General features: G+C 70.6%; 24 protein-coding genes. 11 read left to right on the top strand and 13 right to left on the bottom strand.

The features are described 5' to 3' along the window. Nucleotides 1–93 precede the first annotated feature (93 nt). The 9 genes from A3CU_RS55155 to A3CU_RS0118200 all read right to left on the bottom strand — a co-directional run bounded on the left by A3CU_RS55155 (nucleotide 94) and on the right by A3CU_RS0118200 (nucleotide 9,080). Nucleotides 94–222 (bottom strand): hypothetical protein, encoded by a 129-nt coding sequence (locus A3CU_RS55155; protein ID WP_281174125.1) that lies wholly within the window; start codon nucleotides 220–222, stop codon nucleotides 94–96. A 534-nt stretch (nucleotides 223–756) separates the two neighbouring features. Then, nucleotides 757–1,263: a type VII secretion system-associated protein gene (locus tag A3CU_RS0118235; protein ID WP_027943531.1), complete on the bottom strand. Its 507-nt coding sequence runs from the start codon at nucleotides 1,261–1,263 to the stop codon at nucleotides 757–759. A gap of 24 nt (nucleotides 1,264–1,287) precedes the next feature. Further along, the gene (locus A3CU_RS55425) at nucleotides 1,288–2,979 is read right to left on the bottom strand and encodes a WXG100-like domain-containing protein (protein WP_027943530.1); all 1,692 of its coding nucleotides are present in this window, start codon (nucleotides 2,977–2,979) and stop codon (nucleotides 1,288–1,290) included. 61 nt (nucleotides 2,980–3,040) lie between these two features. After that, on the bottom strand, nucleotides 3,041–3,697 hold the full coding sequence (locus A3CU_RS45325; RefSeq protein WP_043841549.1) for a YbaB/EbfC family nucleoid-associated protein: 657 nt from the start codon (nucleotides 3,695–3,697) through the stop codon (nucleotides 3,041–3,043). Between the two features lies 1 nt (nucleotide 3,698). Beyond that, complete coding sequence (locus A3CU_RS45320) at nucleotides 3,699–4,043, bottom strand: type VII secretion target (RefSeq protein WP_043841547.1); 345 nt, start codon at nucleotides 4,041–4,043, stop codon at nucleotides 3,699–3,701. Between the two features lie 31 nt (nucleotides 4,044–4,074). After that, nucleotides 4,075–4,827, bottom strand: coding sequence for an ESX secretion-associated protein EspG (locus tag A3CU_RS0118215; protein WP_027943529.1), 753 nt, complete (start codon nucleotides 4,825–4,827; stop codon nucleotides 4,075–4,077). After that, entirely contained in the window at nucleotides 4,824–6,404 is a 1,581-nt protein-coding gene (locus tag A3CU_RS55150) for a PPE domain-containing protein (RefSeq protein WP_027943528.1), read from the bottom strand. The genes A3CU_RS0118215 and A3CU_RS55150 overlap by 4 nt, the downstream gene beginning before the upstream one ends. After that, nucleotides 6,401–6,748, bottom strand: a complete 348-nt coding sequence (locus tag A3CU_RS45315; protein ID WP_043841545.1) for a hypothetical protein — start codon at nucleotides 6,746–6,748, stop codon at nucleotides 6,401–6,403. The genes A3CU_RS55150 and A3CU_RS45315 overlap by 4 nt, the downstream gene beginning before the upstream one ends. Before the next feature lie 100 nt (nucleotides 6,749–6,848). Continuing rightward, the gene (locus A3CU_RS0118200) at nucleotides 6,849–9,080 is read right to left on the bottom strand and encodes an ATP-binding protein (RefSeq protein ID WP_027943527.1); all 2,232 of its coding nucleotides are present in this window, start codon (nucleotides 9,078–9,080) and stop codon (nucleotides 6,849–6,851) included. A 93-nt stretch (nucleotides 9,081–9,173) separates the two neighbouring features. On the opposite strand from A3CU_RS0118200, the gene A3CU_RS0118195 reads away from it, so the two are divergent. The 3 genes from A3CU_RS0118195 to A3CU_RS0118185 all read left to right on the top strand — a co-directional run bounded on the left by A3CU_RS0118195 (nucleotide 9,174) and on the right by A3CU_RS0118185 (nucleotide 11,727). After that, nucleotides 9,174–9,812: a helix-turn-helix transcriptional regulator gene (locus tag A3CU_RS0118195; protein ID WP_156960412.1), complete on the top strand. Its 639-nt coding sequence runs from the start codon at nucleotides 9,174–9,176 to the stop codon at nucleotides 9,810–9,812. Nucleotides 9,813–9,880: 68 nt separating this feature from the next. After that, on the top strand, nucleotides 9,881–10,615 hold the full coding sequence (locus A3CU_RS0118190; RefSeq protein ID WP_027943525.1) for a haloacid dehalogenase type II: 735 nt from the start codon (nucleotides 9,881–9,883) through the stop codon (nucleotides 10,613–10,615). A gap of 143 nt (nucleotides 10,616–10,758) precedes the next feature. Further along, a complete protein-coding gene (locus tag A3CU_RS0118185) occupies nucleotides 10,759–11,727 on the top strand; it encodes a pyridoxal-phosphate dependent enzyme (protein WP_027943524.1) in 969 nt (322 codons plus the stop codon). 10 nt (nucleotides 11,728–11,737) lie between these two features. Here the strand turns inward: A3CU_RS0118185 and A3CU_RS0118180 are convergent, their stop codons facing one another. The 3 genes from A3CU_RS0118180 to A3CU_RS45310 all read right to left on the bottom strand — a co-directional run bounded on the left by A3CU_RS0118180 (nucleotide 11,738) and on the right by A3CU_RS45310 (nucleotide 14,951). Next, nucleotides 11,738–12,868, bottom strand: coding sequence for an amidohydrolase family protein (locus A3CU_RS0118180; RefSeq protein ID WP_052371842.1), 1,131 nt, complete (start codon nucleotides 12,866–12,868; stop codon nucleotides 11,738–11,740). After that, a complete protein-coding gene (locus A3CU_RS0118175) occupies nucleotides 12,862–14,151 on the bottom strand; it encodes a type I glutamate--ammonia ligase (protein WP_245617169.1) in 1,290 nt (429 codons plus the stop codon). Before A3CU_RS0118175 ends, A3CU_RS0118180 begins: the two co-directional genes overlap by 7 nt. Before the next feature lie 200 nt (nucleotides 14,152–14,351). After that, nucleotides 14,352–14,951, bottom strand: coding sequence for a COG4315 family predicted lipoprotein (locus A3CU_RS45310; RefSeq protein ID WP_169739653.1), 600 nt, complete (start codon nucleotides 14,949–14,951; stop codon nucleotides 14,352–14,354). Between the two features lie 141 nt (nucleotides 14,952–15,092). Between A3CU_RS45310 and A3CU_RS0118165 the strand changes: the two genes are divergently transcribed. The 8 genes from A3CU_RS0118165 (at nucleotide 15,093) to A3CU_RS0118130 (ending at nucleotide 24,546) form a co-directional block, all read left to right on the top strand. Then, nucleotides 15,093–15,602 (top strand): sigma-70 family RNA polymerase sigma factor, encoded by a 510-nt coding sequence (locus A3CU_RS0118165; RefSeq protein WP_052371860.1) that lies wholly within the window; start codon nucleotides 15,093–15,095, stop codon nucleotides 15,600–15,602. Beyond that, nucleotides 15,599–16,372: an anti-sigma factor family protein gene (locus A3CU_RS0118160; RefSeq protein WP_027943520.1), complete on the top strand. Its 774-nt coding sequence runs from the start codon at nucleotides 15,599–15,601 to the stop codon at nucleotides 16,370–16,372. Before A3CU_RS0118165 ends, A3CU_RS0118160 begins: the two co-directional genes overlap by 4 nt. Further along, on the top strand, nucleotides 16,369–16,860 hold the full coding sequence (locus tag A3CU_RS52480) for a hypothetical protein (RefSeq protein ID WP_052371840.1): 492 nt from the start codon (nucleotides 16,369–16,371) through the stop codon (nucleotides 16,858–16,860). The genes A3CU_RS0118160 and A3CU_RS52480 overlap by 4 nt, the downstream gene beginning before the upstream one ends. 51 nt (nucleotides 16,861–16,911) lie before the next feature. Next, nucleotides 16,912–20,379 carry a TM0106 family RecB-like putative nuclease gene (locus A3CU_RS0118150; protein WP_027943518.1) on the top strand — a complete coding sequence of 1,156 codons (3,468 nt, stop codon included), beginning with the start codon at nucleotides 16,912–16,914 and terminating at the stop codon, nucleotides 20,377–20,379. A 248-nt stretch (nucleotides 20,380–20,627) separates the two neighbouring features. Then, the gene (locus A3CU_RS49860; protein WP_156960411.1) at nucleotides 20,628–21,047 is read left to right on the top strand and encodes a hypothetical protein; all 420 of its coding nucleotides are present in this window, start codon (nucleotides 20,628–20,630) and stop codon (nucleotides 21,045–21,047) included. 135 nt (nucleotides 21,048–21,182) lie between these two features. Further along, nucleotides 21,183–22,694 carry an ATP-binding protein gene (locus A3CU_RS0118140; protein WP_027943517.1) on the top strand — a complete coding sequence of 504 codons (1,512 nt, stop codon included), beginning with the start codon at nucleotides 21,183–21,185 and terminating at the stop codon, nucleotides 22,692–22,694. Nucleotides 22,695–22,905: 211 nt separating this feature from the next. Beyond that, the gene (locus A3CU_RS0118135; protein WP_084143346.1) at nucleotides 22,906–24,279 is read left to right on the top strand and encodes an acyl-CoA dehydrogenase family protein; all 1,374 of its coding nucleotides are present in this window, start codon (nucleotides 22,906–22,908) and stop codon (nucleotides 24,277–24,279) included. A gap of 60 nt (nucleotides 24,280–24,339) precedes the next feature. Beyond that, nucleotides 24,340–24,546, top strand: coding sequence for a hypothetical protein (locus A3CU_RS0118130; RefSeq protein ID WP_027943515.1), 207 nt, complete (start codon nucleotides 24,340–24,342; stop codon nucleotides 24,544–24,546). On the opposite strand, the gene A3CU_RS52475 is transcribed toward A3CU_RS0118130, so the two are convergent. Then, nucleotides 24,537–24,674: a hypothetical protein gene (locus A3CU_RS52475; RefSeq protein ID WP_156960410.1), complete on the bottom strand. Its 138-nt coding sequence runs from the start codon at nucleotides 24,672–24,674 to the stop codon at nucleotides 24,537–24,539. The genes A3CU_RS0118130 and A3CU_RS52475 overlap by 10 nt on opposite strands. Between the last annotated feature and the right edge of the window lie 319 nt (nucleotides 24,675–24,993).

Here is a 24,993-nt window from a genome sequence, read left to right as displayed (position 1 = left end):
GAGTGCAGGTCGCTTTCGTCTCGTGGAAGGGAAGTTCACGCGGACTCAGCCGGACTGAAGACGCAGCAGCTGCAGCACAAGCACCCCCACGGCCTACGCGCCGAGAAACGTGAAACCGGCGATTCCGCTGCGGTCGCGGCGGCCGGGCGCGCTCGGCCGCACGAGATAGACCAGGCAGACGGCCGTCACGATCGCGGCGCCGGTTAACCCGAAGACAAGCACCGACGAGCACGGCACTGATCAGCTTGACGGGCTCGAACACACGCCGCGCCACGTTCGTTTCGAAGCCGGTGAAGCGCGTGAACAGCAGGCAGCGCATGCGGAGCTGTATAGGTCGTTATACATGCAGCGGTGATCGCGGCGTCTCAAGATCGTCGCCGTCTTAGGATCGTCCGCGACGATGGCGCGCAAGGAGGGTCCGCGAGCGGGCAGGACTTCGACCCGGCCTCAATCCGGTTCCCCGGTCTCCTCCGCACGGACACCGCGGTACCCCAGCCGATCGACACGCCACAACTGACCGGTGCCGCGATATCGAACGGAATGTCCTCCCGGAATGGGTACGCACGACCCCCTTCTGTCAAGACGCGGCAACCAAGGTCACCACAGAGCGCGCCTTCTCTTTCCGGCGCGCAGACCCGCGGCGGAACAAGCACGACCATTCCGGAAGGACCGCATATTGCGAAAAGCGCCCAGCACGCTCAGGCCAGCGAAATCCGTGTCGGCTTCGTGGAGACGGAATGTGCCGTCCGGGAACGCTCAGGCAGGCTCGGTGTCGCGCAGCGCGCTGGCCAGCAGGCGGGTCGACGCCGGGCCGCCGGGGTTGAGCAGGATGTCGGTGTCCGGAGGCAAGGCGTCCAGCAACTGCTCGGCCGTGACCTGCGCCCAGTTGTCGGCTTCCACGCGTGCGCGGTGCGTCGGCGCGGTCACCACCGCGACGCATGGCGCGCCGTCGGGGGCAGGGCCGACCAAGGGGTAGCCGTCCTCGCTGACCGCCAACTCCAGCATGGCGTCCCGCACGGTCGGCACCAGCGCGTCGGCCGGCGCCTTGCCCTCGATCATCAGCCGCATCACCGCATCGGCCGGGTCCGAGGGCGACGAGGCAGTAGAAGGCACGTACTCCGGGTTCGGCTCGAACCGCCCGGGGTTGCCCTGCTCGTCCAGCGGCCAGCCGCCGACCAGGGCCTGGGTGGGCGGCTGCTCGCCCTCGAAGCGCGGCTGCCATGCCGGATCCAGCAGCACGGCCCAGTTGTCGCGATCTCCCACCGGGAAGACTCCTTACTCGTCGCGTCAGGGGGTGCCGGATTTACTCGGCTTCGGGAACGGCTTGAACTCTCCCGTCCCGATGACGTTGCCCTTGCCGTCCTGGGGTGGCTGAACCCCATAGTAGGAGTTGTCGCCATGCGTCTTGCGGGTCCCGGTTCCGGTCGGTGCGTAGACGGTCCCGTCGTGCCCGCCCGCGTGGACCGCGGCCGCCGAGTTGTTGGCGGCACTGCCCATCGGGTGCGCCGAGTTGCAGGACATGTACACCAGCGGCCGGTTGGGGTCGGCACCGGAGGCCTGCTGGAAATGGGAGTTACCGGACACCAGCTGGCCGTGGGTCGCGCCGTCGATCTTGACCTTGTCCGTGCCACCCCCGGGCCGGTCCACGTTGACCCAGAACGAATTGGCGCCCGCATGCGCGTGGGCGTAGAACGGGTTGCCCTGTCCCGCCCACGGGGACGGCTTGGAATTGGCCGAATCGACTTTGGTACCGGGCTTGTAGTCGGGCATGTAGGTGTTGTCGCTGTGGCGGTTCGGTTTGCCGGACCATTTGGGCACCTTGGTCGGGTCGTCGGCCTTGCTCGGGTAGGAGATTCCGATCACGTTGCCGTTCGAGTCCTTCAACGGAACGACCTGAACCTGGTCCGGCTTGAACGTGGTCGGGGTGTACACCGGTTTGCCGTCGGCCCCGACCGTCTGGGTGTGGCCGTGCAGGATGTTGCTGTTGCCACCCGACGGCGTCGTGCCGCCCGACGGCGTCGTGCCACCGGGCGGGTTCGGGGTGCCACCGCCAGAGTGCGGCGGATTTCCGCCGGCGCTCGACGTCGTCGTGGGGCTGCCCGGGTCGCCGTCGGTGTCCTCGTTCTTGCCGCCCTTGGGTTTGCCGCCCGGCGGGCCGCCCCTGGTCGCCGGGCCGCCAGACGAACCGCCCTTGTCCTTGATGCCTCGCGGCGTGTCCAGTTTCGACGGTTTGATGTTCTTCAGCGCCGAGGCCGCACTGTCGAAGGAATGGCCCAGCTTCGACAGCAGCGGGATGAGCTTTTTCAGCGCCTGCACCAGTTTCTGGGTGAGTCCGGCGATCTTCGTCGCGGTCGAGGCCACCGCCCGGATCACCTGCGGCACCACCCAGATCAGGCCGATCCCCAGGGTGGCCAGTACCTGCAGGGCCCAGCTCACCAGGTGCCCGACGAGTTCGGCGATGATGTCGCGCACCGTGCTGCGCACGGCCGAAACCACCTCGCCCGCCGTACTCACCCCACTGGAAGCGCCGTCGGCCGCGCTCTGCGCGCTGGCGATCAGATTGGCGACGTCCGCGCCGCGCGAACGGTACGCGTCACCGCCCGGGCCGCTCCACGCCGCGGTGTCGGTGGTGACCGCCTGGGCCAGATCCTGGCTGATCTGACCCAGCTCTTCACTGATGTTCTTCCAGGTTTGCGCGTGCGCCTCGATCTCGTCCGGGTTGCCGGCCAGGGTGTCCAGGGCCTCCTTCAACGGCCCGACATGTTCCATCAGCCAGCCGACCCCGGCGGAGAAGATCGCCCCGAACGGGTCCATCGCCGCACCCACCGCGTCCATCGCGGTGCCGACCACGCCCATCACACCGGCGGCCCAGTCCCCGGACTGGATCGCCTGGGCGGTGCCGGCGACGTCCTCCAGCAGGCCCGCGCCGGTGAAGGTCTGGGTCGAGCTCTGCACCGGGGCGACCAACGGGTTACTCATCCGTTTTCCTTACTGCGTATGGGAAATCTCGGGACCTGATGCCGGGTGTCCGGAGTGGACGTCAGTCCCGCAGCGGGTCGAAGTCGTCATCGAAACCGTCGTCGGAATCGTGGCCGGAGCCCGGCCGGGGCCGGCGCCGCGGCGGCGCCGGGGGCTGGGCCGGAGGCGACGGCGGTGCTGGGGGCTGGAACGGAGGCGCCGGCGGTACCGGAGGTGCCGGGGGCTGGGCCGCCGGGGGCGCCGGGGGCCGCGGCGGCGGTTCCTGGCGGTCGTAGTCCCACTTGTCAGAGACCGGCTCCTCCCCCGCATCCCCGTCTGGTTCCGGGAAACGGGCTCGCAACTGGTCCATCATCACCGCACGGGTCTGCGCGTCCTCGTCGCCCAGTTCCTCCGACATCGTCTCGCCGACCTGCTCGACGACCTTCGCCTGCGCGCTGCGCATCGTGGTGAGGATCGCCGCGGACAGCTCCGCCAGCGGAAGGGCCCGGATCCGTTCGGTGAACTGCACGTCGGTGAGGCTGCCGTCCGACCGCACGGTCACCCGCACCGCGCCGTCCGGACTGGTCGCGCTGCTGCGCAGCTGCTCGACGCGCGCCTGCGCCGCCTCGTAACGCTCGGCCTTGGCCGCGAATCCGGCCGCCCACTGCCCGATCCGCCGCTCGACCTCGTCCGGGTCGGCGTTCAGCCCGCTCAACCCGGCCGAAAATGGTTCAGACATATCAGGAACTCGCTATCGTCGGCACCGAAAAGGAGGTCAGGTCGTCATGCTGCTGGTTCAGCGGCTCGGTATTGCTCTGCTCGGTCTCCCGGTAGGCGTCCGCCGCCGCGCGCACGTTGTCGGCCGTGGTGCTCACCCCTTCCGAGGCGGCACGGATAGCGTCCATTCCCTTCTGTTCCACCGGGTTCACGATCGGCGGCAGGAACGCGCACAGCAGGCCGTAGGCCTGGGTGTCCATGCTGACCGTGTTCGCCGCCGACAGCGTCGTGCTCAGCCGGTCGGTCAGTGCGTCCAGCCGGCCCGCATGCGTGGTGAGCTCGTCGGGCACCACCTCGAATGAGGTCACGCCAATCTCCCCTTACGCTTTCGAATACGTTCTAATCCACTTCGGACAGTACGGAGGCGACGCGCTGTTCGATACGCGCGTTGTCCGCGGGCCCGATGCTCACCCACGAGTCCTCGTTCACCATCAGGTACCGGCCGCGGTCGGTGTCGAACCAGGTGACCAGCGTCGACATCCGTTCCCGCGGTCCCGCCGACACCCCGAACTGTCCACCGGCCCGGCGCTGATCCGCCAGTTCCACCAGTAAATCGGCATCGCTGGGGGAAAGCCCGGCCTCGGTCAGCACCTCGTGCTCGTCCATCGGATCGCCGTAGGCGTCCATCGGCGGGTCGGCCGCCTCGGCGATCGCCTGGTACGGCACCGAAATCGAGCGGCCGGGCCCGGCCGCGGCTTCGGGCAGCACCCCGACGATCGCCATGGCCAGCGCGGTCCGCCGGATCTGGGTCAGCCACAGCTCGCCGCCGGTCAGCACCGCGAGCACCCCGGTTGTCCGGTCGGCCGCGACCAGCGCTCGAAACGGGTGACCGAGGTGGCCGACGGCGTCGATCGCGACGTGGTAGGAGGCCAGCAGGCGCAGCAACGCCTCGAGGTCGGGGTCGATCCGGTTACCGGTGGCCAGACCACGCTCCCTCAGGCCCCGATAGACCTCGGTGGTCAGCTCGGCGCGCTCCTCCATCGTCCGGCCGGTGCGCGGCACGTCGAGTGGATAGGGCATGCGGTCGAACCCCAGCTGGCCCCAGAGGATGTCGAATTCCTCAGTGGACAGTGCGAAGTCGGGACCGGTCACGACGACTTGTCCGTCTTCTTCTTCCGGCCGGCCCCGATCACCGGCGGCGGCAGGTCGTCGCCCGGCGCGCGGAAGATGTCCTCACCCTGCACGTACGGCGAAGACTTGCGTTCCTTGTCCTCCTCGCGCTTGCCGTGCGCGCCGGCCCCCGGGCCGGCCATGCCCGGCGTGCCGGCGCGGCCGGCCGCTCCCGCCGCGCCCGCACGGTTGCCCGGCGAACCTTCCTGCGTTCCACCGCCGGGCGCCGCCGAACCGGTGGCCGCACCACGCGCGAGCGACTCACCCGACGCGCCGAACCCGCCGGCGCCGCCGCGCAGTCCCGCGGCACCCGGCCCGGTCCGCGGACCGCCCGCCTGCCCCGGGTTGGGACCGCCCCCAGGATTGGTGAACGGCGGTGGGACGAACGGATTGCCGCTGCCCGGGCCAGGGCCGGTGAACGGTCCCGGCCCGAAGGGGGGACTCGACGGACCAGGTGCCGAAGGCGGCGTCCGGAAGATGTCGGGTGGAGCGCCTCCGGGGTGCGTGCCGTCGGGCAGGGGCGGCAGCGAGGGGAAGCCCTGTGCCGTGGTGTGGTCCGAAGGCCCGGGCACGGACAGCGGGCCCAGCGGCAGTTCGCCCGTCGAAGGCTTGAAGGGCTGCAGGTCCGGCATCTCGCCGCCGACACCCGGCCCGCCCGGAAAGCCCGGGACACCCCCGCCGGGACCGCCGGGCACACCGCCTACCCCGGGGCCGGCCGCGGCAGGTGCATAGGCGTCCAGGTTGGGCATGCCGCCGGGAACTCCCGGGCCGCCCGCCGGGGCACCCGGCGCTCCCGGAACACCCGGTCCGCCCTGGTCGAACGCTGGAACGCCCGGCTCACCCGGCGCTCCCGGGCCGAACGCGGCCGGCTGCGGCACGGCTCCGCCCGTGTCGGCCGGCATACCGGGCTCCGCCGGGGACGCCAGCCGACGCTCCTGCGCGGCCTGGTCGTGTTCCTTCACCCGGCCGCGCAGCAGCGACTGCGTCCGCGCCTGCGCCGTGCCAATCGGGTTGGGCGGCAATGAGAACTGTGGGGTGGTGCCGTCCAGCTGACGGGACTGGGTCTCCATCGCCGACATGACCGCGATGGCCTGCTCGTGCGCGGCGTTGGCCTGCTCGTTCTTGGCGCGCACGTCCCTTGCCGCGACGGCGAAGCCCAAGAGGCCGCCGCTGGCGAAGCCCTGTTCCAGCTCAGCCTTCCAGTCGAACACGACCGGGGCGGGCATCGCCGCCCGCGCGTCCGCCATGATCTGGCTCTGGTCGGCCACCTGCTGGCCCAGCGCGCCTGCCGTCTCCGCGGCCTGGTCGCTCCACTGGCGCAGGACCCCGAGCGCATTGCGGGCCGCCTCCCCGGCGGGCCCCTGCCACGACGACACCGTCGCTTTGATCGCGTCCGAGACGCGCTGGGCATGTTCGGTGATCTCGCCGGACAGTCCGGTCCAGGCACCGGCGATCGCGCCCGCCCGTACCGGGTCGTTGTCGGCGTGCACCGCGTCGTAGAGCTCTTGGTGACTGTAGGAGGCCCAGTTCGGGTTCTGGGTCAACGCCCGATCCGTCATACCTCGGTTCCCGCCGCTGCCTTCAAGGAGGAGACCGCATGGTGCTCGGTGGACTGGTACATGTCCATGGCTGCGACGACCGCGTCATGCGCCTGTTGCAGGACCTGCTTGTACGGCTTGAGGACACCGGCGAGCGCGCTGCCGCCGTCGCCCGCACGGTCGGCGAACTTCGCCGCCATCGCCTCACCCACCGGGTTTCGGCCCAGTGGCGCGCGCTGGGACAGCTCGCCCGCCTTGGCGAGCCAGGATTCGACCTGCTGCATCTCGGCAGCGAGCATGGTCTGGAGTTTTTTCCCGGCCGACGGATCGACACTGACGTCCGCCGGCTTAGCGGGCTGGGTCACTTACTTCCCCCGATGATCGTCACAGTGTGTGCGGTATTCAAACTGTTCCGTGGGCGCGGTTGCCACTCCGTTGCCCGATCGGCCACCCAGGACTGCCCGATCAGTCATCCGGCACCAGCGCGAGCTCGTCGAGCACGCGCTCTCGTTGAGGTTGAGCCGTCAGGCGGGTATAGATCGCGAGGGCGAGGCGGAAGCAATCGCGCGCTTCGCCGTACGTGCCGGCCTCACGCCACGCGATACCTTCGTGCACCGCGGCGTCGGCCTCTTCCAGCCCGAAACCGGCCTCGTGGAACCAGATTCGGGCGTCCCGGAAAGCATTCGCCGCCTGCCGCCACTCCCCCAATCCCGACCGGGCGCGGCCGATCTGAAGCTGGGTGTAGGAGGCCAGAAGCCGTCGCGCCTCGGCGTTGGCCCGGTCCCGGTGGGCCTCGGCGTCCGACAAGACGGCCAGATGGACGGAAAGCGCTTCCTCGTGGCGGCCGAGCCGGCCCAGGATGATACCCAGCAGGTTGCGGATGGAGGCCTGGCCCATCCAGAAGCTGATCTCCACCGACAACGCGAACGACCGCCGTGCCCGCTCCAGGGCCTCTTCCGGCCGGCCCAGGCGCATCAGCACGGCGCCGAGATAGCCGTTTGCCCACGCCTGTTCGGCCCGGTCCCCCGCCTCGATCGCCACGGCCAGGGCCTGCCGCAGGGTGGCGAGGCCGCCCTCAAGGTCGCCGAGGCAGATATACTGCGCCCAGGCGAGGAAGTTGAGGAGCTTTGCCTCGTCCGCTCGACTCCCCAACGCGCGTGCCGCCGCGACGCCGTGCGCGAAGACCTCATCCCAGGGACGTTCCTGGGTGCGGCCGTCGGAATACCAGTGCATCGCTTTGGCGAGATCGAGCACCTCGCGGTGCCGGCCGAGCCGGGCCGCCTCGCGCTGCGCGGCCAGCCAGTTGTCCCCTTCACTGGCCAGCCATTCGGCGGCCTCGTCCCGCGAGCCGAACCGCCGGGTCTCCAGCGTTTCCGGATAGAACAGCAGGCCGGCGGCGGTCGCGGTGCCGATCAGGTGGTCCTGCACCGCGGTGGACAGCCGGGCCCGCTCGTCCGGTTTCTCCTCCGCCTCCCAGCGTTCCCTGGCGAAGAGCCGGATCAGGTCGTGGAACTGGAAGCGTCCGGGGACGACCGCGGTCTGGAGCAGGCTGACGTCGACCAGTTCGTTCAGGTAAATGAGCACATCCGGCTCGGTCATGGTGGTGGCCACCGCGGCCAGGCCCGCGCCGAGGTCGCGGCCGGGCACCGCGGCCAGGCGCCGGAACACCAGCCGCGCCGCCGGGGACAGCCGCCGGTAGGACATCTCGAAGGCCGAACGCACCTGCAGATCCCCGGCGGACAGCGCGGAGAGCCGGGTGCGCTCGTTGCGCAGCTGGGCCGCCAGGTAGGCGATCGACCAGTGTGGCCGGGTGGCCAGCCGGTTCCCGGCGATCCGCACCGCCAGGGGCAGGTTTCCGCAGAGCGAAGCCAGTTCCGCGGCGGCATCGGGCTCGGCCGCCACCCGGTCCGCGCCGACGATGCTGGCCAGCAGGTCGACGGCGGCCTGGCCGGCCAGTGGGTCCAGCCACACCCAGCGCGCGGCCTCGAGCCCGGCGAGCGCGCGCCGGCAGGTGATCAGCGTCATCGCTTCCGGGCCGCTCGCCAGCAGCGGCCGGACCTGCGCCTCGTCGGCGGCGTTGTCCAGCAGGATCAGCACCCGGCGGCCGGTCACCCGCGACCGGAACAGGGCGGACTGCTCGGCCTCGCCGGCCGGGATCTGGTGCGCCGGCACGCCGAGGGCACGCAGCAGCTGCTCCAGCGCCGCCCTCGGGGTGACCGGCTGGTCGTCCATCCCGCGCAGGTCCACCGCGAAACAGCCGTCCGGAAAGTCGCGGCGCAACTGGTGCGCGGCCGCCACGGCCAGCGCGGTCTTGCCGACGCCCGGGTGCCCGACGATGGAGATCACGCCACCCGTGGCCACCTCGTCGGCGAGTGTGCGCAGTTCGCGCTCCCGACCGAGGAGGCGCGCCACCGCCGGAGGCAGCGCGCACACCACCGTGGCCTGCTCGGTGCGAGGGGTGCGGCGGCGCCCTTCCTTGGCGGTGACCAGGAAGAACTCGCGGTCGCCACCGGACAGGCCCATCGCGTCGGCCAGCGCCTCCGCCGATCTTCGCTGCGCGGCCCGGGCGCGACCGCGCTCCAGGTCGCGTAGCGCGCGCACGCTGACCCCCGATATCTCCGCCAAATCCGCCTGTGTCATGCCCGCTGCCCGCCGATGGGTGAGCAGAAGGTTCCCGAACGCCGATGCCTCGTCCACCGCGCCCTATTCAACCGGCAGGAGTTCGGTCGGTGAAAACCTGCCCGTGGTTCCGCCTCGTTTTTCCTGGCCAGATCCGGTTTCCTGCGAAGTATGTTGCCCGATGTCACCCGGCTGGACGGTGCCGCGCGCACGCGCCGCCCCGTGGTCCGGGTCGCGGTGCGGGCGGACGACCCACTCACCCGTGCGGGGCTGATCCGCGAACTCCAGGGCGGACCGGGCATCGAACTGCTCGACGACGCCGAAGACGCCGACGTGGTGGTCGCGGTCGCCGGGCCGGACCTGGACAGCCTGCCGGGCGGGCGGGCCCGGCTCGTGCTGATCGCGGACCGGCCCCGCCCGGCCCACCTGTGGCCGGCCATCGAGCACGGCCTGGCCGTGCTCGTGCCGCGCGGCGAGGTGACCACTGCCCGGCTGCTGCGCGCGATCGCCGACGCGCACCACGGCCGCGGCGACCTGCCAGCCGACCAGCTCGGGTCGCTGCTTCGCGGGCTGACCCGCCTGCACGCGGAAACGCTGGCGCCGCGGGACCTCACCCTCAGCGGCCTGTCCCGCCGCGAGACGGACGTGCTCCGCCTACTCGCTGATGGGCTCGACACCGCCGAGATCGCAACGCGACTGACCTACTCGGAGCGGACGGTCAAGAACATCGTGCACGGCCTGCTGACCCGGCTCGGGCTGCGGAACCGGACACACGCCGTCGCCTACGCCCTCCGGCACGAGCTCATCTGATCCTCCCCCGGCGCGACGTCGTTACGGGGCCTAAGATCATCGCTGGCGAGCGAGTGAATGAGGTGCCCATGAGCGGACAGGAATTCGACCCGGCCTCGATCAGGGTCCTGGCCTTCGACATCTTCGGCACCACCGTCGACTGGTACACCGGCGTCGCCCGGCAGGCGGCGGAGATCTTCACCGAACTCGGCCTCGGTCTCGACGGCGGCGCCTTCGCCGGCGAGTGGCGCGACCGGTACCTCCCGTCGATGGCCCGGGTCCAGAACCACGAGCGGGACTGGGCCTACCTCGACACGCTGCACCGGGAGTCGCTCGACGACCTGCTGCGCCAGCACGGTGTCGCGGAGGCGGTGGACGAGGCCGCCCGCGCCCGGCTCGTGCGTGCCTGGCACCGGTTGCCGGCCTGGGACGACTCCGTGGCTGGGTTGACCAGGCTCGCGGGGCGCTACGTCGTCGCGGCCCTGTCCAACGGCGGGTTCGCTCTGCTTACGCACCTGGCGAAGGACGCGAAGCTGCCCTTCGACTGCATCCTGTCGGCCGAGCTGGCCCGCACCTACAAGCCGGACGCGCAGGTCTACCGCACCGCCGCCGGTCTCCTGGACGTCGCGCCGGAACAGGTGCTGATGGTGGCCGCGCACAAGTGGGATCTCGACGGCGCCGCCGCGGCCGGGCTGCGCACCGCGTTCGTCGAGCGGCCCCGGGAGAAGGGCCCCGACCGGGCGGCCGACCGGGCCACCGACGTGGCCGCCGACATTTCGGTGACCAGCTTCCCCGCCCTCGCCGACGCTCTCGGCGTGCCGTAAGCGTCCTTTTCGGACAGTCAGGATTCCCGTTCGCCGCAGGCGACACCACCGGCACCGTGCTCAGGTCGGCGGCGGCTGTTCCGCCCGTTGACCAGCCTGGGCCAAGTGGTCCGTTATCGTTCCCGGTGGGAAGGAGTTCCACCATGCCAGACACGCCGCCCGTCACCTTCGACGATGTCCGCGACGCCGCCGCACGGCTCAGCGGCGTCGCCCACCGCACACCGGTGCTGCGCTCGCGCACGCTGGACGAACTGGTGGGCGCGGAAGTCTTTCTCAAGTGCGAGAACTTCCAGCGCGTGGGCGCGTTCAAGTTCCGGGGCGCCTACAACGCGATCTCCCGGCTCGCGCCCGAACAGCTGGCCAAGGGAATCGCGGCGTACTCCTCGGGTAACCACGCGCAGGCCGTCGCACTCGCCGCGCGGGAGTTGGGGACGACGGCGGTGATCCTCATGCCCGAGGACACCCCGGTGTCCAAACGCGACGCCACCGCCGCCTACGGCGCGGAAATCGTCACCTACGACCGGTACACCGGCGACCGGGTGGCCATCGGCGAGGCCATGGCCGCCGACCGCGGTCTGGCCCTTATCCCGCCGTACGAGCATACGCACGTCATCGCCGGGCAGGGCACCGCGGCCCTGGAGCTGATCGAGGAGGTCGGCGAGCTCGACGCGCTGGTCGTCCCGGTCGGGGGCGGCGGCTTGATCTCGGGCAGCGCCACCGCGGCCAAGGGGCTGCGGCCCTCGGTCCGCGTGGTCGGCGTCGAGCCGGAGGCCGGCGATGACACGCGGCGGTCGCTGGCGGCGGGACACCGCGTGTCCATCGCCATTCCGCGCACGATCGCCGACGGCCTGGCCGCGGACACCCCCGGTGAGTTGACGTTCTCGATCAACCAGCGGCTGGTCGACGAGATCGTCGTGGTCGCCGACGACGAGATCCGTGCGGCGATGCGGCTGGCCTTCGAGCGGATGAAGATCGTCGTCGAGCCGAGCGGTGCCACCGGCATCGGCGCCCTGCTGGCCGGTCGGGCAGGGCCGGTTCCACCCCGGGTCGGCGTGATCATCTCCGGGGGCAACATCGGCGCGGCGCGCTTCGCGGAGCTGTGCGGAGCCTGAGCAGCACCGTTCAACCGGTGGGAAGGCGATAGACGCGCCGGGCGTTCCCGCTGCCGAGCATGCCGGCCACCCGGATCGCGTCGGCCGGGGACCAGTCGCCATCGGCCACCCAGCGGCCGAAGATCAGCCCGATCGCGCGGCGCCACAGCGTGGCCCCGAGGAAATGCAGCTCCGGCGGGCCCCACGCGTCCGACGAGTAGAGCTGTTTGGCGAACGGGGCCAATTCGAACGATTCGGCGATGAGCTCGGCGCTGCGCACCCCGAGATGGTTCACCGCGAGCCCCACGTCGAAATGCACATTGGGGAAAGCCTGCGCCAGGTAGCCCGCCTCGCGGTGGTACGGGTAGCAGTGCAGCAGCAGGACCGGCACCCGCGACACCCGCGGGTCGCGCAGGAAGTCCAGCAGCAGCAACGGGTTCGACCGGTGCAGGTCGAGGTCCCGGTCACCGAACCCGGTGTGGATCTGGAGCGGCAGGCCCGCCTCGGCCGCGGCGTGCAGCCCGTGGCGGATGAGCACCGGGTCGGTCAACCGCGGGCGGTCGCCGGCTTCGCCGGTCCACCGGCGCGCCGCCTCGGCCACCTCGGAGTCGGCGGGCCGGCCGAGATCGAGGTCGAAACCGCACCGGTAGGCCAGGATGCTCTTGGCCGCGACGAACCTGCCGGACAGACGGGAGGCGAACTCGTCGACGTAGTCGCGCACCCCTTCCGCCGCCAGCCCTTCGGCGAGCGACTCCAACCGGACGACCGGGTGCACGTGCCCGCCCGACGCCGCCGCCAAGCCGCTCGCGTCCAGCACGGTGCCGGCGGCGTATCCGGTATCCAGCACCCAATCCGAGACTCCGGCCGCGCGCAGGAACCGGGCGGTCACCTCCGCCGTGCCCAGTTCCGTCCGGCGGCGCCAGTACTCGGCGGCCGAGGCGTGCGCGGGGAGGTCCAGCAGCGGCGCGCACCAGCGGCGGATCGCGAACCCGAGCTGTGAATCGAACTGCGTCATCCAGGCCGGAACGGGATCCGGCGAACCCTCGTTCAACGCCACTTCGAACTCGGCCCGGCTCAGCTCCGTGGTGAACGCGCCGTGCACATGATGGTCCACCAGCGAAGCCGCCGCGAGGAACTCGGTCAGCGAACTACTCGCTACCACGTGAACCGGAACCGTTCCGCCAGCACCGCAAGATCCACCTTGCCGTAGGTGTCCACCTCGTGGTGCCGGACAGCGCCGGTCGCCTCCAGGAGTTCCTCGCCCAGCAGAGCGCGGGCCAGCGGGGAACACTCCAGCGCGGCCAGCGCCGCGGCCTGACCCGCCGGCAGGCGGACGGCGTCCGGGAGGTCGGCCGGGTCGACGGTGACCTCGGGTGGCAGGTCGGCGCCACGGACAATGCCGTCCAGTGCCAAGCCGAGCAGTACCGACGTGGCGAGGTACGGATTCGCGGACGGGTCGACGCACTTGACCTCGACGCTGGCGCCGTGCACCGCGCCTCGGGTCGCCGCGCAGAGCCGCACCGCCGCCTCCCGGTTCTCCAGCCCCCAGCAGGCGAAGGCACCCGACCACCGCCGCGGTCGCAGGCGTGCCGCGGACAGCACGGAGCCGGCAAGCACGCCCACGACATCGGGCAACCCGGCCACGATCCCGCCGATCATCGCCGCGCCGTCGCCGGTCAGCCCGTGCGGGCCGTCGCCGCCGGAGAGCACGGGAAGGCCGCGCCGGGACAGCGAAACGTGCAGGTGCGCCCCGTTTCCCGCGCCGTCCGCGAACGGCAGGGGCGAGAACGACACCGCGAGGCCGTGCCGGCGCGCCACCCGGCCGGCCAGGACCCGGGCCAGGACGATGTGGTCCGCCGCCGTCACCGGGTCGGCCGGCGACAGGGACAGCTCGAACTGCCCATCGCCATACTCGGCGTGCACCTGTTCCACCGGCAGCCCGATCTTCGCGGCTGCGGACACCAGATCCAGCAGGAACGGCTCGGCGTCCAGCGTCGCGGCCAGCCCGTAGGCGTTCCAGCATCGCGACTCCCACCGCGCACCGTCACCACGCGTGAGCACGAACTCCAGTTCGCCACCGACCAGCGCGCTCAGCCCGTGCCCGGCGAGCGCCTCCACCGTCTGGCGCAGCCGGCCGCGCGCGCAGACCGGGGCCGGTTCTCCGTCCTGGGTGAAGAACCCGGCCGGCGCCCAGGACAGACCGTCACCCAGCGAGCGTGCGGGGCCGGGGTCCACGCGCAGCCGCAGGTCGCCCACCACCCCGAACCGGGGCGTGAACGCCACGGTGTTGTCGATGCAGAACACGTTCCAGCTCGGTGACGCACCCAGGCCCTGGTTTCGAAAGACGCCCGCATGCTCGATCGGCACCTGTTTGGCCCTGATCACCCCGGCCGGATCCACGATCGTACCGGTGAGCACCCGGGCGCCGGTCAGGTCGGACTTCACCCTGGCCATTATGGGCATCCCCCGGCGGCCCCGGGTAGCCCCCAAGCGGAGGGCAGTTCGTCAACACCGTCCAGCCCGGGAGGAGGATCGGCATCCGCGGCCTCCCGGCCGCGCCCGGCAAGCTCTGTGCGCGGGGTCGACCGGGAGGGTGCGCGTCAGTCACCGCGGCGTCCACACCATCCACTGTGGACGATAGATGATCAGTAGCCGTAGCCGCCGTCACCGCCGCCGCTGCTGCTTTGCGACGTCGGTGCCGGCTGCTGCGCGGCAGCGCCCACGGTCGCCGCGTGCCAGGTGAAATGCTGCCCGGAGAAGTCGTCACCGAAGTTGTTGCCCATCGCGTCGCCAGGGCCCTTGTCGAGACGGAAGGTGTAGAGCGGCTTTCCTTGGTACGTAACCTGTTGCTGCCCGTTGTCGGAACGTTGCATCGTCGCGAGCCCCGGTGTCCCGGACAGCGCCGACGCGTCCTGCGTGGTCACCGGGAACCAGAAGCCGAGGCAGTCGCCCGTGCAGTGCAGCGTGCCGGTTTCTTCCAAATCCGCGTAGTACAAGGTCTTTCCCGACCCGTCCACCAGCGTCTGCCCCAGCCCGCTCACGTCGTGCACGGTCACCGCGCCGGAAGACGCGCCACCGCCGGACTGCGGCTGCGCCGGAGAACCGTAGCCGCCCGAACCGCCTGATCCGCTACAGGCCGCGAGCACCGCGGCGGCGACCGGCAAAGCCAACGCGGCCATCGCCACCGGCGCGCGCAGCAGCCTCCGGCGCGGCTGTCCCGGTTGGACTTGAAGTGGGTTCCCCATGATTGACTTCCCTTCAATGCCCCTGTTCCTCAGCTTGGCGCCTGGTATTACGCGGCTGCCCCGCCTTCGGTTCACCGCCGGATCCGCGCCGGTGCGAATGAACCTCACGGGGCTGGGCGGCGTAATAACGGTGTGGAACTCGTGGGCGAGCATGACGACGAAGTCATACGTGCCCTTTACCGGCGATATCGGGCACCGTTGATGAGTTACGTGCTCCACGCCGTCGCCGGCGATTACCAGGCGGCAGAAGACATCGTGCAGGAAACCCTGCTACGAGCGTGGCGACAGCGCGGGGTACTGGACCCGGACCGGGCGGGACCGTGGCTCTACACCGTCGCGCACAACCTGATCGTATCGGGGCATCGGCGGCGCGAGGCCAGGCCCGCCGAGGTCCCGATCGTCGAGCAGGATTTCCCCAACCTCAACGACGACATCGACCGTGTCCTGCAGACGTGGCAGATCGCCGACGCGCTGCAGGAACTGCGCGAGGAACACCGAGTGGTGATCTTCGAGCTCTTCTACCGCCGCCGGAGCGTCGCGGAAACCGCAGGCCTGCTGGGCATCCCGGTGGGCACGGTCAAGTCACGTAGCTTTTACGCGCTCAAGGCGTTGCGTCAGGCATTGGAACAGCGAGGAGTGACAAGCCAATGAAATGCCGGCATACCACCTCCATCGCGGCCCACCTGCTCGGCGCGCTGGACCCTGCCGACGCGCTGGAGCTCGAGCGGCACTACCGGACCTGCGCAGACTGCCGCGACGAGGTGATCCTGCTCGCTCCCCTGCCCGGCCTGCTGCACCGGGCTGGTGGCTCGCCCCCGGACGAGGACCACGAGCCGGCCAAGGCGTCCGGGGGCGAGCCCCCGGACGGGAACCGGGAATCACCACCGGGAGCCGCGGGCCTGCCCCCGGACGGAGTCCGGGAGTCGCACGCCGGGCAGCCACCGGACACGGCTGGTATCCCGGCCCCGGCGCGCCGGGGCCGCCGGCTACGGTTCGCCGCCGTGGGCGGCATGCTGGCCTTGCTCGCCGCCAGTGGCGCGGCCGGTTACGTAACCGGGCAGAGCAGGTCCACACCCCCCGTCGCGGCCGGCCCGCCCGCCGTGGCCGCGCCTCCCGCCGTGGCCACGGCGAACTGGTCCCACACCTTCGGTGCGATGCCAGGGTTCACCGTCACCGCGGACCTGACCGAGCAGCCGTGGGGCACGCAGGTCCGGCTGCACCTGGGCGCCCCGCCGTCGAGCAAGCAGTGCCGTCTCGTCGTGTTCACCCGCGACGGGACCCAGCAGACCACCGGCTGGTGGACCACCGGCTACTACACCGACGCCGACATCACGACCAGCACCTCGGTGCCACTCGCCGAGATAGTGCGGCTGGAAATATTCGACACGACCGACAACCTGCTGGCGGGTATCACGAAATGACTGACCCAACGGTCTCGCGCAACCCCTCCGTCCACCGGACTCTCCGGCAGCTCAACCTCGCTCTGCGGTTCCTGTGCGCCGCCGGCCTGGTCACCGACGCGATCGTCCACTTTGTACTCGCCCGGGACTACGACCGCATCAGCGGCGTGCTGACCGAGGGCACGGTCTTCCGGATCGAATCGACCGTTGCCCTGCTGGTGGCGTTCGGCGTCCTGGCCACGTCGCACCGCATCGTCGCCGCGGCCGCGTTCCTGGTCGCCGCGACCGCGGTCGCGGCCGTGATCGTCAACGTCTACGTGGAACTCGGCCCGATCGGTCCCCTGCCGGACATGTACGAGCCGATCTGGTTTCCGGAGAAAAGCATCGCCGCGATCGCCGAGGGGGTCGCCGCGGCCGCCGCGGCCGCGCTGCTCATCCGCCCGATCGCGCGCGCGACCCGGCGCGGCCGGCGGTCTCAGGAGGATCGGACCGCGGTCAGATCCTCCTGAGACCGGCGTGTTTCCAGGGCCGGGCGCGGGGTCCGTGCCAGACTCGCCGCGGTGTACACCCCGTCCGACCTCGCCGACCTCCTCGAGTGTGAGCACCGCAGCATCCTCAACCAAGCCATGGCCGCGGGCCTGCCGGGGACACCGTGCGTGGCTGCGAGCGCCGACCAGCTCGCCGCCACGCACGGCCGCAAACACGAGGAAACGACGCTTGCCCGCTTCCGCAGCGAGACCCGCCGGGTCGTCGAGATCGGCGAGCGGGACCCGGCCATCGCGGCGAAGGAGACCAAGGAGGCGCTGGCCTCCGGCGCGCCGGTGATCTACCAGGCGGTGTTCCACGACGAGGAGTTCTCCGGTCGCGCCGATTTCCTCATACGGGACAGCGAAGGCCGTTACGAGGTGTACGACACGAAGCTGGCCCGGCACCCGAAGCCTTCCGCTGTCGTGCAACTGGCCGCGTACGCCGATGCGTTGCGCCGCGGGGGCTGGCCGGCCGGGCCGCACATGCACCTGTTGCTCGGTGACGGCAGCACGAGCACGCTTCGGGTCGACGACTTCCTGCCGGTACTGGACCGCTTGCGCGACCGGTTGCGCGACCGGCCGGCCCGGCTGCCCGCCCGGTCCTGGGCCGACGAGCGCCCGGCCTGCACCAGCTGCCGGTTCGCCCGGCACTGCGCCGACGAGCGGGAAGCCGCACGCGACCTCTCCCTCGTCGCCGGCATGCGCGGAGACCAGCGCCGCAAGCTGATCGAGGCGGGGCTGCCCACCATCGACGCGCTGGCCGCCGCGCGGCCGGAGGACCGGCCGGCCGGGCTGTCGGCGACCTCCTTCACCACCTTGCGCGCGCAGGCGGCCATCCAGGTCCGCCAGGACACCACCGGCCGAATCGCCTACGAGGTCATCGATCCGGCGGCGCTGGCCACGCTGCCGCCACCCGCGCCCGGCGACGTGTTCTTCGACATGGAAGGCGATCCGTTCTTTGTGGGGGCTCCGCCCTCACACCCCCGATCGGGGGCAAGCCCCCTGACCCCCTTCTCTGCAGCGGCTCCGTCCGACACCGGGCTGGAGTACCTGTTCGGCGCGGTCACCGCGGACGGGTCGCAGCGCTTCACCGCCTTCTGGGCGCACAACCGGGCCGAGGAGAAGCGGGCGTTCGAAGGCTTCGTCGACTTCGTGTGCGCCCGCATCGCCGAGCACCCCGGGTCGCACATCTACCACTACGCACCGTACGAGGCCACGGCGATCAAGCGGCTCGCGGCCGTTCACGCGACCCGGGAGGAAGCCGTCGACCAGTTGCTCCGCACCGGCGCGCTGGTGGACCTGTATGCCGTGGTGCGTAAGGCATTGCGGATTTCGCAGCGGTCCTACTCCATCAAGTACCTTGAGCCGCTGTACATGCCGGACGCTCGCGAAGGTGACGTCAAGACCGCGGTGTCGAGCATCGAGGCGTACGAGGAATACCTCGCGCTTTCCCGTGACGGCGAGTCCGAGCGCGCGGCGGAAGTACTGCGCGGCATCAGCGACTACAACGAGTACGACTGTGTCTCGACGCTGCGGTTGTTCGAGTTCCTGCACAAGGTCCGGGCCGACACGGGGATCGAACCGGCCCTGCCCGGCGCGGAATCCCCGGTGGACGCGCTGCTGCGCACCACTGAGGAGGACCTCGCGAGCGAACGCCGGGCCGAACGCGCCGCGCGGCTGGCCGAACTCGTGGACGCGCTGCTGGACGGGTTGCCCGAAGATTCCGGCGACTTCACCGCGGACGAGAGCGCCCGCGCGCTGCTCGCGGCGTCGGTCGGCTACCACCGCCGGGAGACGAATCCGGCGTGGTGGGAGTATTTCCGGCAACTCGCCGCCCCGCTGGGCGACCTCGAGGTGGACACGGCCTGCGCCGTGCCCGTGTCCGCGCGGCCGGAGGCCTGGGTGCCGCCGGCCGGCCGAGTCCGCACGGCGAAACGGAAACTGGTCATCACCTGCGACCCCGAACGGCCGCACCCGTTCGCTCCCGGCGACAACGTGCGCCTCCGCTATGGCGACAGTGCGCGCGACGCGAAGGTGCTCAGCGCGTCCGCCGTCGAACTGGTCCTCGAAGAGAGTTGCCGTCCTGGTGAGGAGAGCAACGACCGGCCCGACGCCGTGCTGCCCGGCAGTCCCGTCCGGCCGTCGCCGAAAGACGAGGCCGTCGCCGAGTTGGCCGGGCTCGTCGCCGGCTCGCTCCCGGTGCTTCCCGGCCACCCCGGCGTCGACCTGCTCCGCCGGTCGGCGCCCCGGTTGCGCGGTGGGCGTGCGCTGCCCGAGCCCGGTGACGACCTGGTGCGCACCGTGATCGAGACGGTCGACGCGCTTGACGGGTCGACGCTGGCGGTCCAGGGACCACCCGGTGCGGGCAAGACCTACCTCGCCGGGAAGCTGATCGCTCACCTCGTGCGCGCGGGCAAGACGGTCGCGGTGACCTCCACCAGCCACAAGGCGATCGAGAACGTGCTGGCGTCCGCCATGAAGGGCGCCCCGGACCTGCCGTGCGCCAAGCGGGCCCGGAACACGCCGGACGAGAAGTTCCCGTGGGAGCAACCGAAAACCAACCCCGCGCTGGTGAAGTGGCGCGAAGAGCACGACACCGGGCACCTGGTCGGCGGGACGGCGTGGACGTTCTCGGGCGCCGCCATGCGCGCCGACCCGTTCGACGTGCTGATCATCGACGAGGCCGGCCAGTTCGCGCTGGCCGACGCCCTCGCCGTGTCACTGTGCGCGCGGAACGTGGTGCTGCTGGGCGATCCGCAGCAGCTTCCCCAGGTCGTGCAGGGCACTCACCCGGCGGGCTCGGCGGCGTCCGCATTGGGCCATCTGATCGGCGATGCCGACATCATCGACCCGGGGCTGGGCTACTTCCTCGACCAGACCCGGCGGATGCACCCCGCGGTGTGCGAACCGGTGTCGCGGCTGTCCTACGCCGGGCGCCTGCACGCGCATCCGTCCGCCGGCCGGCGCGGGGTCGACGGTGTTCCCGCGGGCCTGTACCGCGCCGAGGTCGACCACCACGGCAACACCACGCGCTCGGTCGAGGAGGCCGAGGCCGTGACCCGGATCGTGGCGGACCTCCACGGTCGCTTGTGGACGGACGAGCACCGCACGCGCCCGCTCGGTGACGGCGACATCCTGGTCGTGGCGCCCTACAACCTGCAGGCCCGCGTGGTGGCCGGGGCGTTGTCGCGAGCCGGGTTCGGCGGGGTGCGGGTCGGCACGGTCGACAGGTTCCAGGGGCAGGAAGCGGCGGTGGTGATCGTGACCATGACCTCGTCGTCGGCGGTCGACCTGCCGCGCGGGCTCGACTTCCTGCTCTCCCGCAACCGGCTGAACGTCGCGCTCTCCCGGGCTCAGGCGATCGCCGTCGTGGTCTGCTCGCCGCGGCTGGCCGACGCCGACATCCGCACGGTCGAGCAACTGCGGCTGGTTTCCGGCATGATCGGCCTGACCTCCCACGCCCGGCCATGGCCGGATGAGGCCCGGCCTCACCGCGAGTGACCCGCGCGGAGATACGTCGAACAGCCGGGCTTGTAAGAGGACCACCACGCGAAAAACTCGTGCTTTCAGTACCGGCAACTCGCCCGTATAGTCCTCCGAAACCGTTGCCGAGGTCGACTCCCACAACCGCCACGCATCGTAGCTCGATCGTTCCGCACAACCGCTACGGTGGCCCGCCCTGGAGGTACTGCCATGCCCGGACCCGTCCATCCTTTGTGGACACCAGCGGTGGCATGAGGGTGGCCGGCGTGGAACTGAGCACCCCCCGGGCGGCCCTGGCCATGCTGCTGTCCCTGGGCTGGCCGGTGTACGCCGACCGCCGGACGATCTTTTTGTCCACCACGTCGGGTTTCTGCGGCCTCAAGGTGCCCGGCGAGGCCGGCGAGCGGATGCTGCTCACCCTGCGTGACGTGGGGGTGGAAGGCCCGGTGATCGCGATGCCCTGGCCGCAACCGAGCCACATCTTCCTCGCCGACGCGGACGAGGTGCTGGACACCGCAACGGTCTCACGGCTCGGTGGGGTGCTGTTGCAGACGCCGTCGGCGATTCCGCTGCCGCCCTCGGAAACACCGCGCGGCCGGCTCACATGGCTCGTTCCGCCCCGCCCGGCGAACCGGTGGCTGCCCGCAATGTCGACCGTCAAGTGGGCCTTGACCATGACCCGGTGACCCGAAGCGGGCACACGCCTGCCTGAACTGGGAACACGGCCCACAGCGACTACCCGTGCGCACGAGAGACCCGGGCATCGCTTACGGTGCTGGGTACGGTTCGGGGGAACTCATGCGGTCGAATTGGAGGAGTGCGTGTACGTTCCCGACGCCGAGCCACCCCATGAGTTCGCGCCGCAGGAACCCCACGAAGACGGCGGCGAAGACCGTGTGTCCTACCGCGAACTGGTCGTTGCACTGGCCCGGCGGAACCAGCGCTTGGCGCGACTCCAGCTCGAACTCGTCCAACAGCTGAACAACGAGCTGGCGAGCACCGGGCGGGTGACGACGCTGTTCCAGTTCGAACGGCTCGCCGGCAAGATGCGACGCAACAACGACAACCTCGTCGCACTTTCCCGCAGCGAGGCGGAAAGCCAGGTCGATCCGGTGGCCTTCGGTGAAGTGCTGCTCGCCGCGGTGTCCGAGATCGGGCAGCACGAGCGCGTCGCCGTCCAGACGCCGCCGTCGGCCCGCATCGCCGGGCGCGCGGCCGGAGACCTGACCCGCCTGCTCGCGGAACTGCTGGACAACGCGGTCACCTTCTCGGGCGCGGAAACCCAGGTGGCACTCGAAACCAGCGTCACCGAAGGCGGTGGACTGCTGGTCGGCATCGAGGATCTGGGCGTCGGCATGACCGATGCCCAGATCGCCCTGGCGACCGCCCGGCTGGCCGGGCGGTCCGCTCCTGGCACGGCGCCCTCGTCGCCGGTGGGCCTGCTCGTCGCCGGGCGTCTGGCAGGGCGGCACGGCGTGGGCGTCACCGTCCACCACGGCCGAGACGGCGTGGGCGTCGGGGTCGCCGTAACCGTTCCCGCCGACCTCGTCACGGACCTGCGCGAGACCGTGCCCATCCCGCTCCTCACCCCCGCTCCCGCGGCAATACCGCCCCTGCCGGAGGAAACCGCAGGTCCCGCCGAGCCCGCCGGCGATCCCGGTGTTCTCGGTGACTGGCGTCAGGACCCTCACTCCGGTTCGCTGTGGCCGGAACCGCTCGCCTCCCCGGCCGAATCCGAACCACTTGCGTCCCCGGCCGGATCCGAACCACTTGCACCCGCGGTCGAGTCGGAGGCACTCGCTTCCCCGGCCGAGTCCGAGCCACTCGCCGAACCCGAGGCCGGCCATCTTTTCGAGTCGACCAACACCGACAAGCTCACCGAGTGGTGGCACGGCGAGCCGCCCTCCGACGTGACGCTGGAGTCCACGCCGATCTTCGACGAGATGGTCTCCGCGTGGTTTCGCAGCCCATCGGCGGCATCCGATTCACCAGCCGGGGCCGGCCAGCCGGCAGCGAGTGCGACCGGCGCCTGGGACTCCGCGGCCGACGCGGGCTGGCGCGTGGTCGAGGCCGTGTCGCGGAGCGGACCGACAAGCTTCACCGAAGCCGGCCTGCCGCGCCGTCGCCAGGGAGAGCAGCTCATGCCCGGCGCGATCGCGCCGGCGACCAGCACGATCTTCCCCGCGCCGGACGCGGGGCGCGACCGCCCGGCGCGGGACGCGGCCGGTGTCCGGGGCAGGCTGAGCAACTTCCAGCGTGGCCTCAAGCTCGGGCGGCGGGGCCGGCATCGGGCCGGTCAGCCGGACGATCCGCCCGATGGCACCCAGGGGTGAGGCCGGGTGGCGATTTCGATTGCGCCAGGCAATTGCCGAATCTTTTTCATGACCGGCCGTCCGCGTATTCGTACAGCGATTTCGGGCCACCTGGCGGGCCGCCGCCCACGGAGGTAGGGTGTGGTTCTCAGAGAGACTCTCCCCTACCCGGCGTGCCCGCCGAATTAAAATCTTCATTCGCGGCGGCGCCGGATCGAGTTGGTGTTACGAAATGGCTATCGACTTCACGCTGACCGAGAAACAGCGCGAGATTCAGTTGTCGGCGCGCGCTTTCGCCGAGCAGCACCTCGCCCCGCTCACGGACCGGATCGACGCCGAGCCGGACCCGCTGAAGGGGTTCCAGCTCACCAAGGACGCCTACCGCGAGGCGTGTCGCCAGGGGATCGCGTTCTCCATGCTGCCCACCGAATACGGCGGCGGCGGACTGTCGAACGTGGACTTCGTGCTCGCCGCCGAGGAGATCCAGGCCGTGGACCCCGGGTTCGGCACCACCGTGCTGGTGAACGGACTCGGGTTGTTGCCGGTCTGGTACTACGGGACCGAGGAGCAGAAGAAACGATTCATCGGCACCGCCACCGCGGACACCAGCGGCGAATTCATCGTCGGGTACGCGGCGAGTGAGCCGCCGGGCACACCGGGTGGCACCGCGAATTTCGACGCGCCCGCGATCAACGGCGCCGGAATGCGCGTCACCGCGCGGCTCGATGGTGAGGAATACGTGATCAATGGCCGTAAGTACTGGCCGTGCAACGTCGGCGGCTGGGACAACCAGGGCGCCAACCTGAACCTGGTGATCGTGCGCACCGACACCGGCATCGGCGGGACCGCGGGCCTGTCCGCGATCATGATCGAGCGCGGCACGCCCGGGATCACCTACCAGTCGATCAGCACCTCGGCCCAGCGCAGCGCACCCAACTGCGAGATCGTCTTCGACAACGCACGCGTCCCGGCGAGCAACCTCATCGAGGGCACCAGGGGCAACGGCGACCTGGTGATCAACCGCAACTTCGCATGGTCGGGACCGGTGGCCGGCATCGGGGCGGTGGCGGTCGCCAGGACCGCCTACGAGGAGGCCCTGCGGTGGGCCAAGACCTACACCGCGGGCGGGCCGTCGCCGATCATCAACTACCAGTACCCGGGCTACGTCCTCGGCGACGTCGCCGCGAAGATCGAGGCCGCGCGATACTTCTGCTGGAAGGCGGCGCACTACCTGGACCAGCACGGATACCACGGCGAGATGCTCGGGGCGATGTGCAAGGTGCACTGCACGGAGATGATGCTCGACTGCGTGTACAAGTGCATGCAGGTGGTCGGCGTCAACTCGGTCGACCGGAAGAACAGGTTCGATCGCTTGCTGCGCGAGTCCGCGTTGCTGCCGCTCTACGACGCCGGCAACTTCGGTATGCAGCGACGTCGCGTGCACGGCGTCATGGTCGACGAAACCTTCGACCCGCGGGCGTTCATGGACGACCAGCCGGTCGACTTCACCAAGGGCATGGAGGGCATCGACACGATCCCCGGCCCGAAGACCGACGAGCCCACCATCCCCGCGCCCCAGGCCGCCGAACCCGTCGTCCACCGCTGACACCGAACCACACCGACCCGGGGATCGTGCATGAGTGACCCGTTTCGCTGACCCACGCCCGTGACGAGCAGGACAGCCGCCCGGTCCGTCTCTGGCTCCACCGATGCCGGCCGGGCGTTGCAGGAGCCGATCGAGACGGAACGGCGTGAGCTGGAGGAGAACGTCACGGCGGACCCCGAACCGGACGCCAGCAGCTTCTCCGTGCGCTGGCGAAGATCCACCGAGTCGCGAGCGACCTGCTGGCCGGACCGGAAGACTCAGTTGTAGCCCAGGATCACGACGCCGTCATCGACGTCCTCGACAACCGAACCGGAAATCACACCACTGGGTGAGTCCAGGCGTTGCGCTGGAATTGGTCTGTCCGTTTCCGACGCATCACCGATCGGCTCCGACACCTGTGCAGTGTTCGAGTTCACGCCCTGCTCCCTTCCCGGTGAACCGGTCCCGTGGTGTGGTGGGACGCGGCTTGGCTTGCTGGGTCGCCATAGGAGAGTCTCCACCTCGTCCGTCTCCCGGGCTTCCCGTACACACCCCGAACTTGTACCCGTCTCAATCCTGTACCTACCAACAGAATTCAGCGAATCGATCTGATCTCGGAACCGATCTCTGAACCGATCTCGAGAAGCAGCCCAGGCCTCGCCCGGGGCAGGGGGCCGTTCGCCGGGCAACACAAAGCCCGGCACGGCGCGCACGCCATGCCGGGCACGGGAGGAG

The sequence above is a fragment of the Amycolatopsis taiwanensis DSM 45107 genome (assembly GCF_000519205.1).
In the GTDB taxonomy this organism is placed as follows: domain Bacteria; phylum Actinomycetota; class Actinomycetes; order Mycobacteriales; family Pseudonocardiaceae; genus Amycolatopsis_E; species Amycolatopsis_E taiwanensis.
This window is presented reverse-complemented; position numbering and strand designations above follow the sequence as displayed.

Excerpts from the sequence above, each read along its gene's own strand:
- A3CU_RS55425 (WP_027943530.1), bottom strand. The coding sequence starts at position 2,979 with ATGAGTAACCCGTTGGTCGCCCCGGTGCAGAGCTCGACCCAGACCTTC.
- A3CU_RS45325 (WP_043841549.1), bottom strand. The coding sequence starts at position 3,697 with ATGTCTGAACCATTTTCGGCCGGGTTGAGCGGGCTGAACGCCGACCCG.
- A3CU_RS55150 (WP_027943528.1), bottom strand. The coding sequence starts at position 6,404 with ATGACGGATCGGGCGTTGACCCAGAACCCGAACTGGGCCTCCTACAGT.
- A3CU_RS0118195 (WP_156960412.1), top strand. The coding sequence starts at position 9,174 with ATGTTGCCCGATGTCACCCGGCTGGACGGTGCCGCGCGCACGCGCCGC.
- A3CU_RS0118190 (WP_027943525.1), top strand. The coding sequence starts at position 9,881 with ATGAGCGGACAGGAATTCGACCCGGCCTCGATCAGGGTCCTGGCCTTC.
- A3CU_RS0118185 (WP_027943524.1), top strand. The coding sequence starts at position 10,759 with ATGCCAGACACGCCGCCCGTCACCTTCGACGATGTCCGCGACGCCGCC.
- A3CU_RS45310 (WP_169739653.1), bottom strand. The coding sequence starts at position 14,951 with ATGGGGAACCCACTTCAAGTCCAACCGGGACAGCCGCGCCGGAGGCTG.
- A3CU_RS0118160 (WP_027943520.1), top strand. The coding sequence starts at position 15,599 with ATGAAATGCCGGCATACCACCTCCATCGCGGCCCACCTGCTCGGCGCG.
- A3CU_RS52480 (WP_052371840.1), top strand. The coding sequence starts at position 16,369 with ATGACTGACCCAACGGTCTCGCGCAACCCCTCCGTCCACCGGACTCTC.
- A3CU_RS0118135 (WP_084143346.1), top strand. The coding sequence starts at position 22,906 with ATGGCTATCGACTTCACGCTGACCGAGAAACAGCGCGAGATTCAGTTG.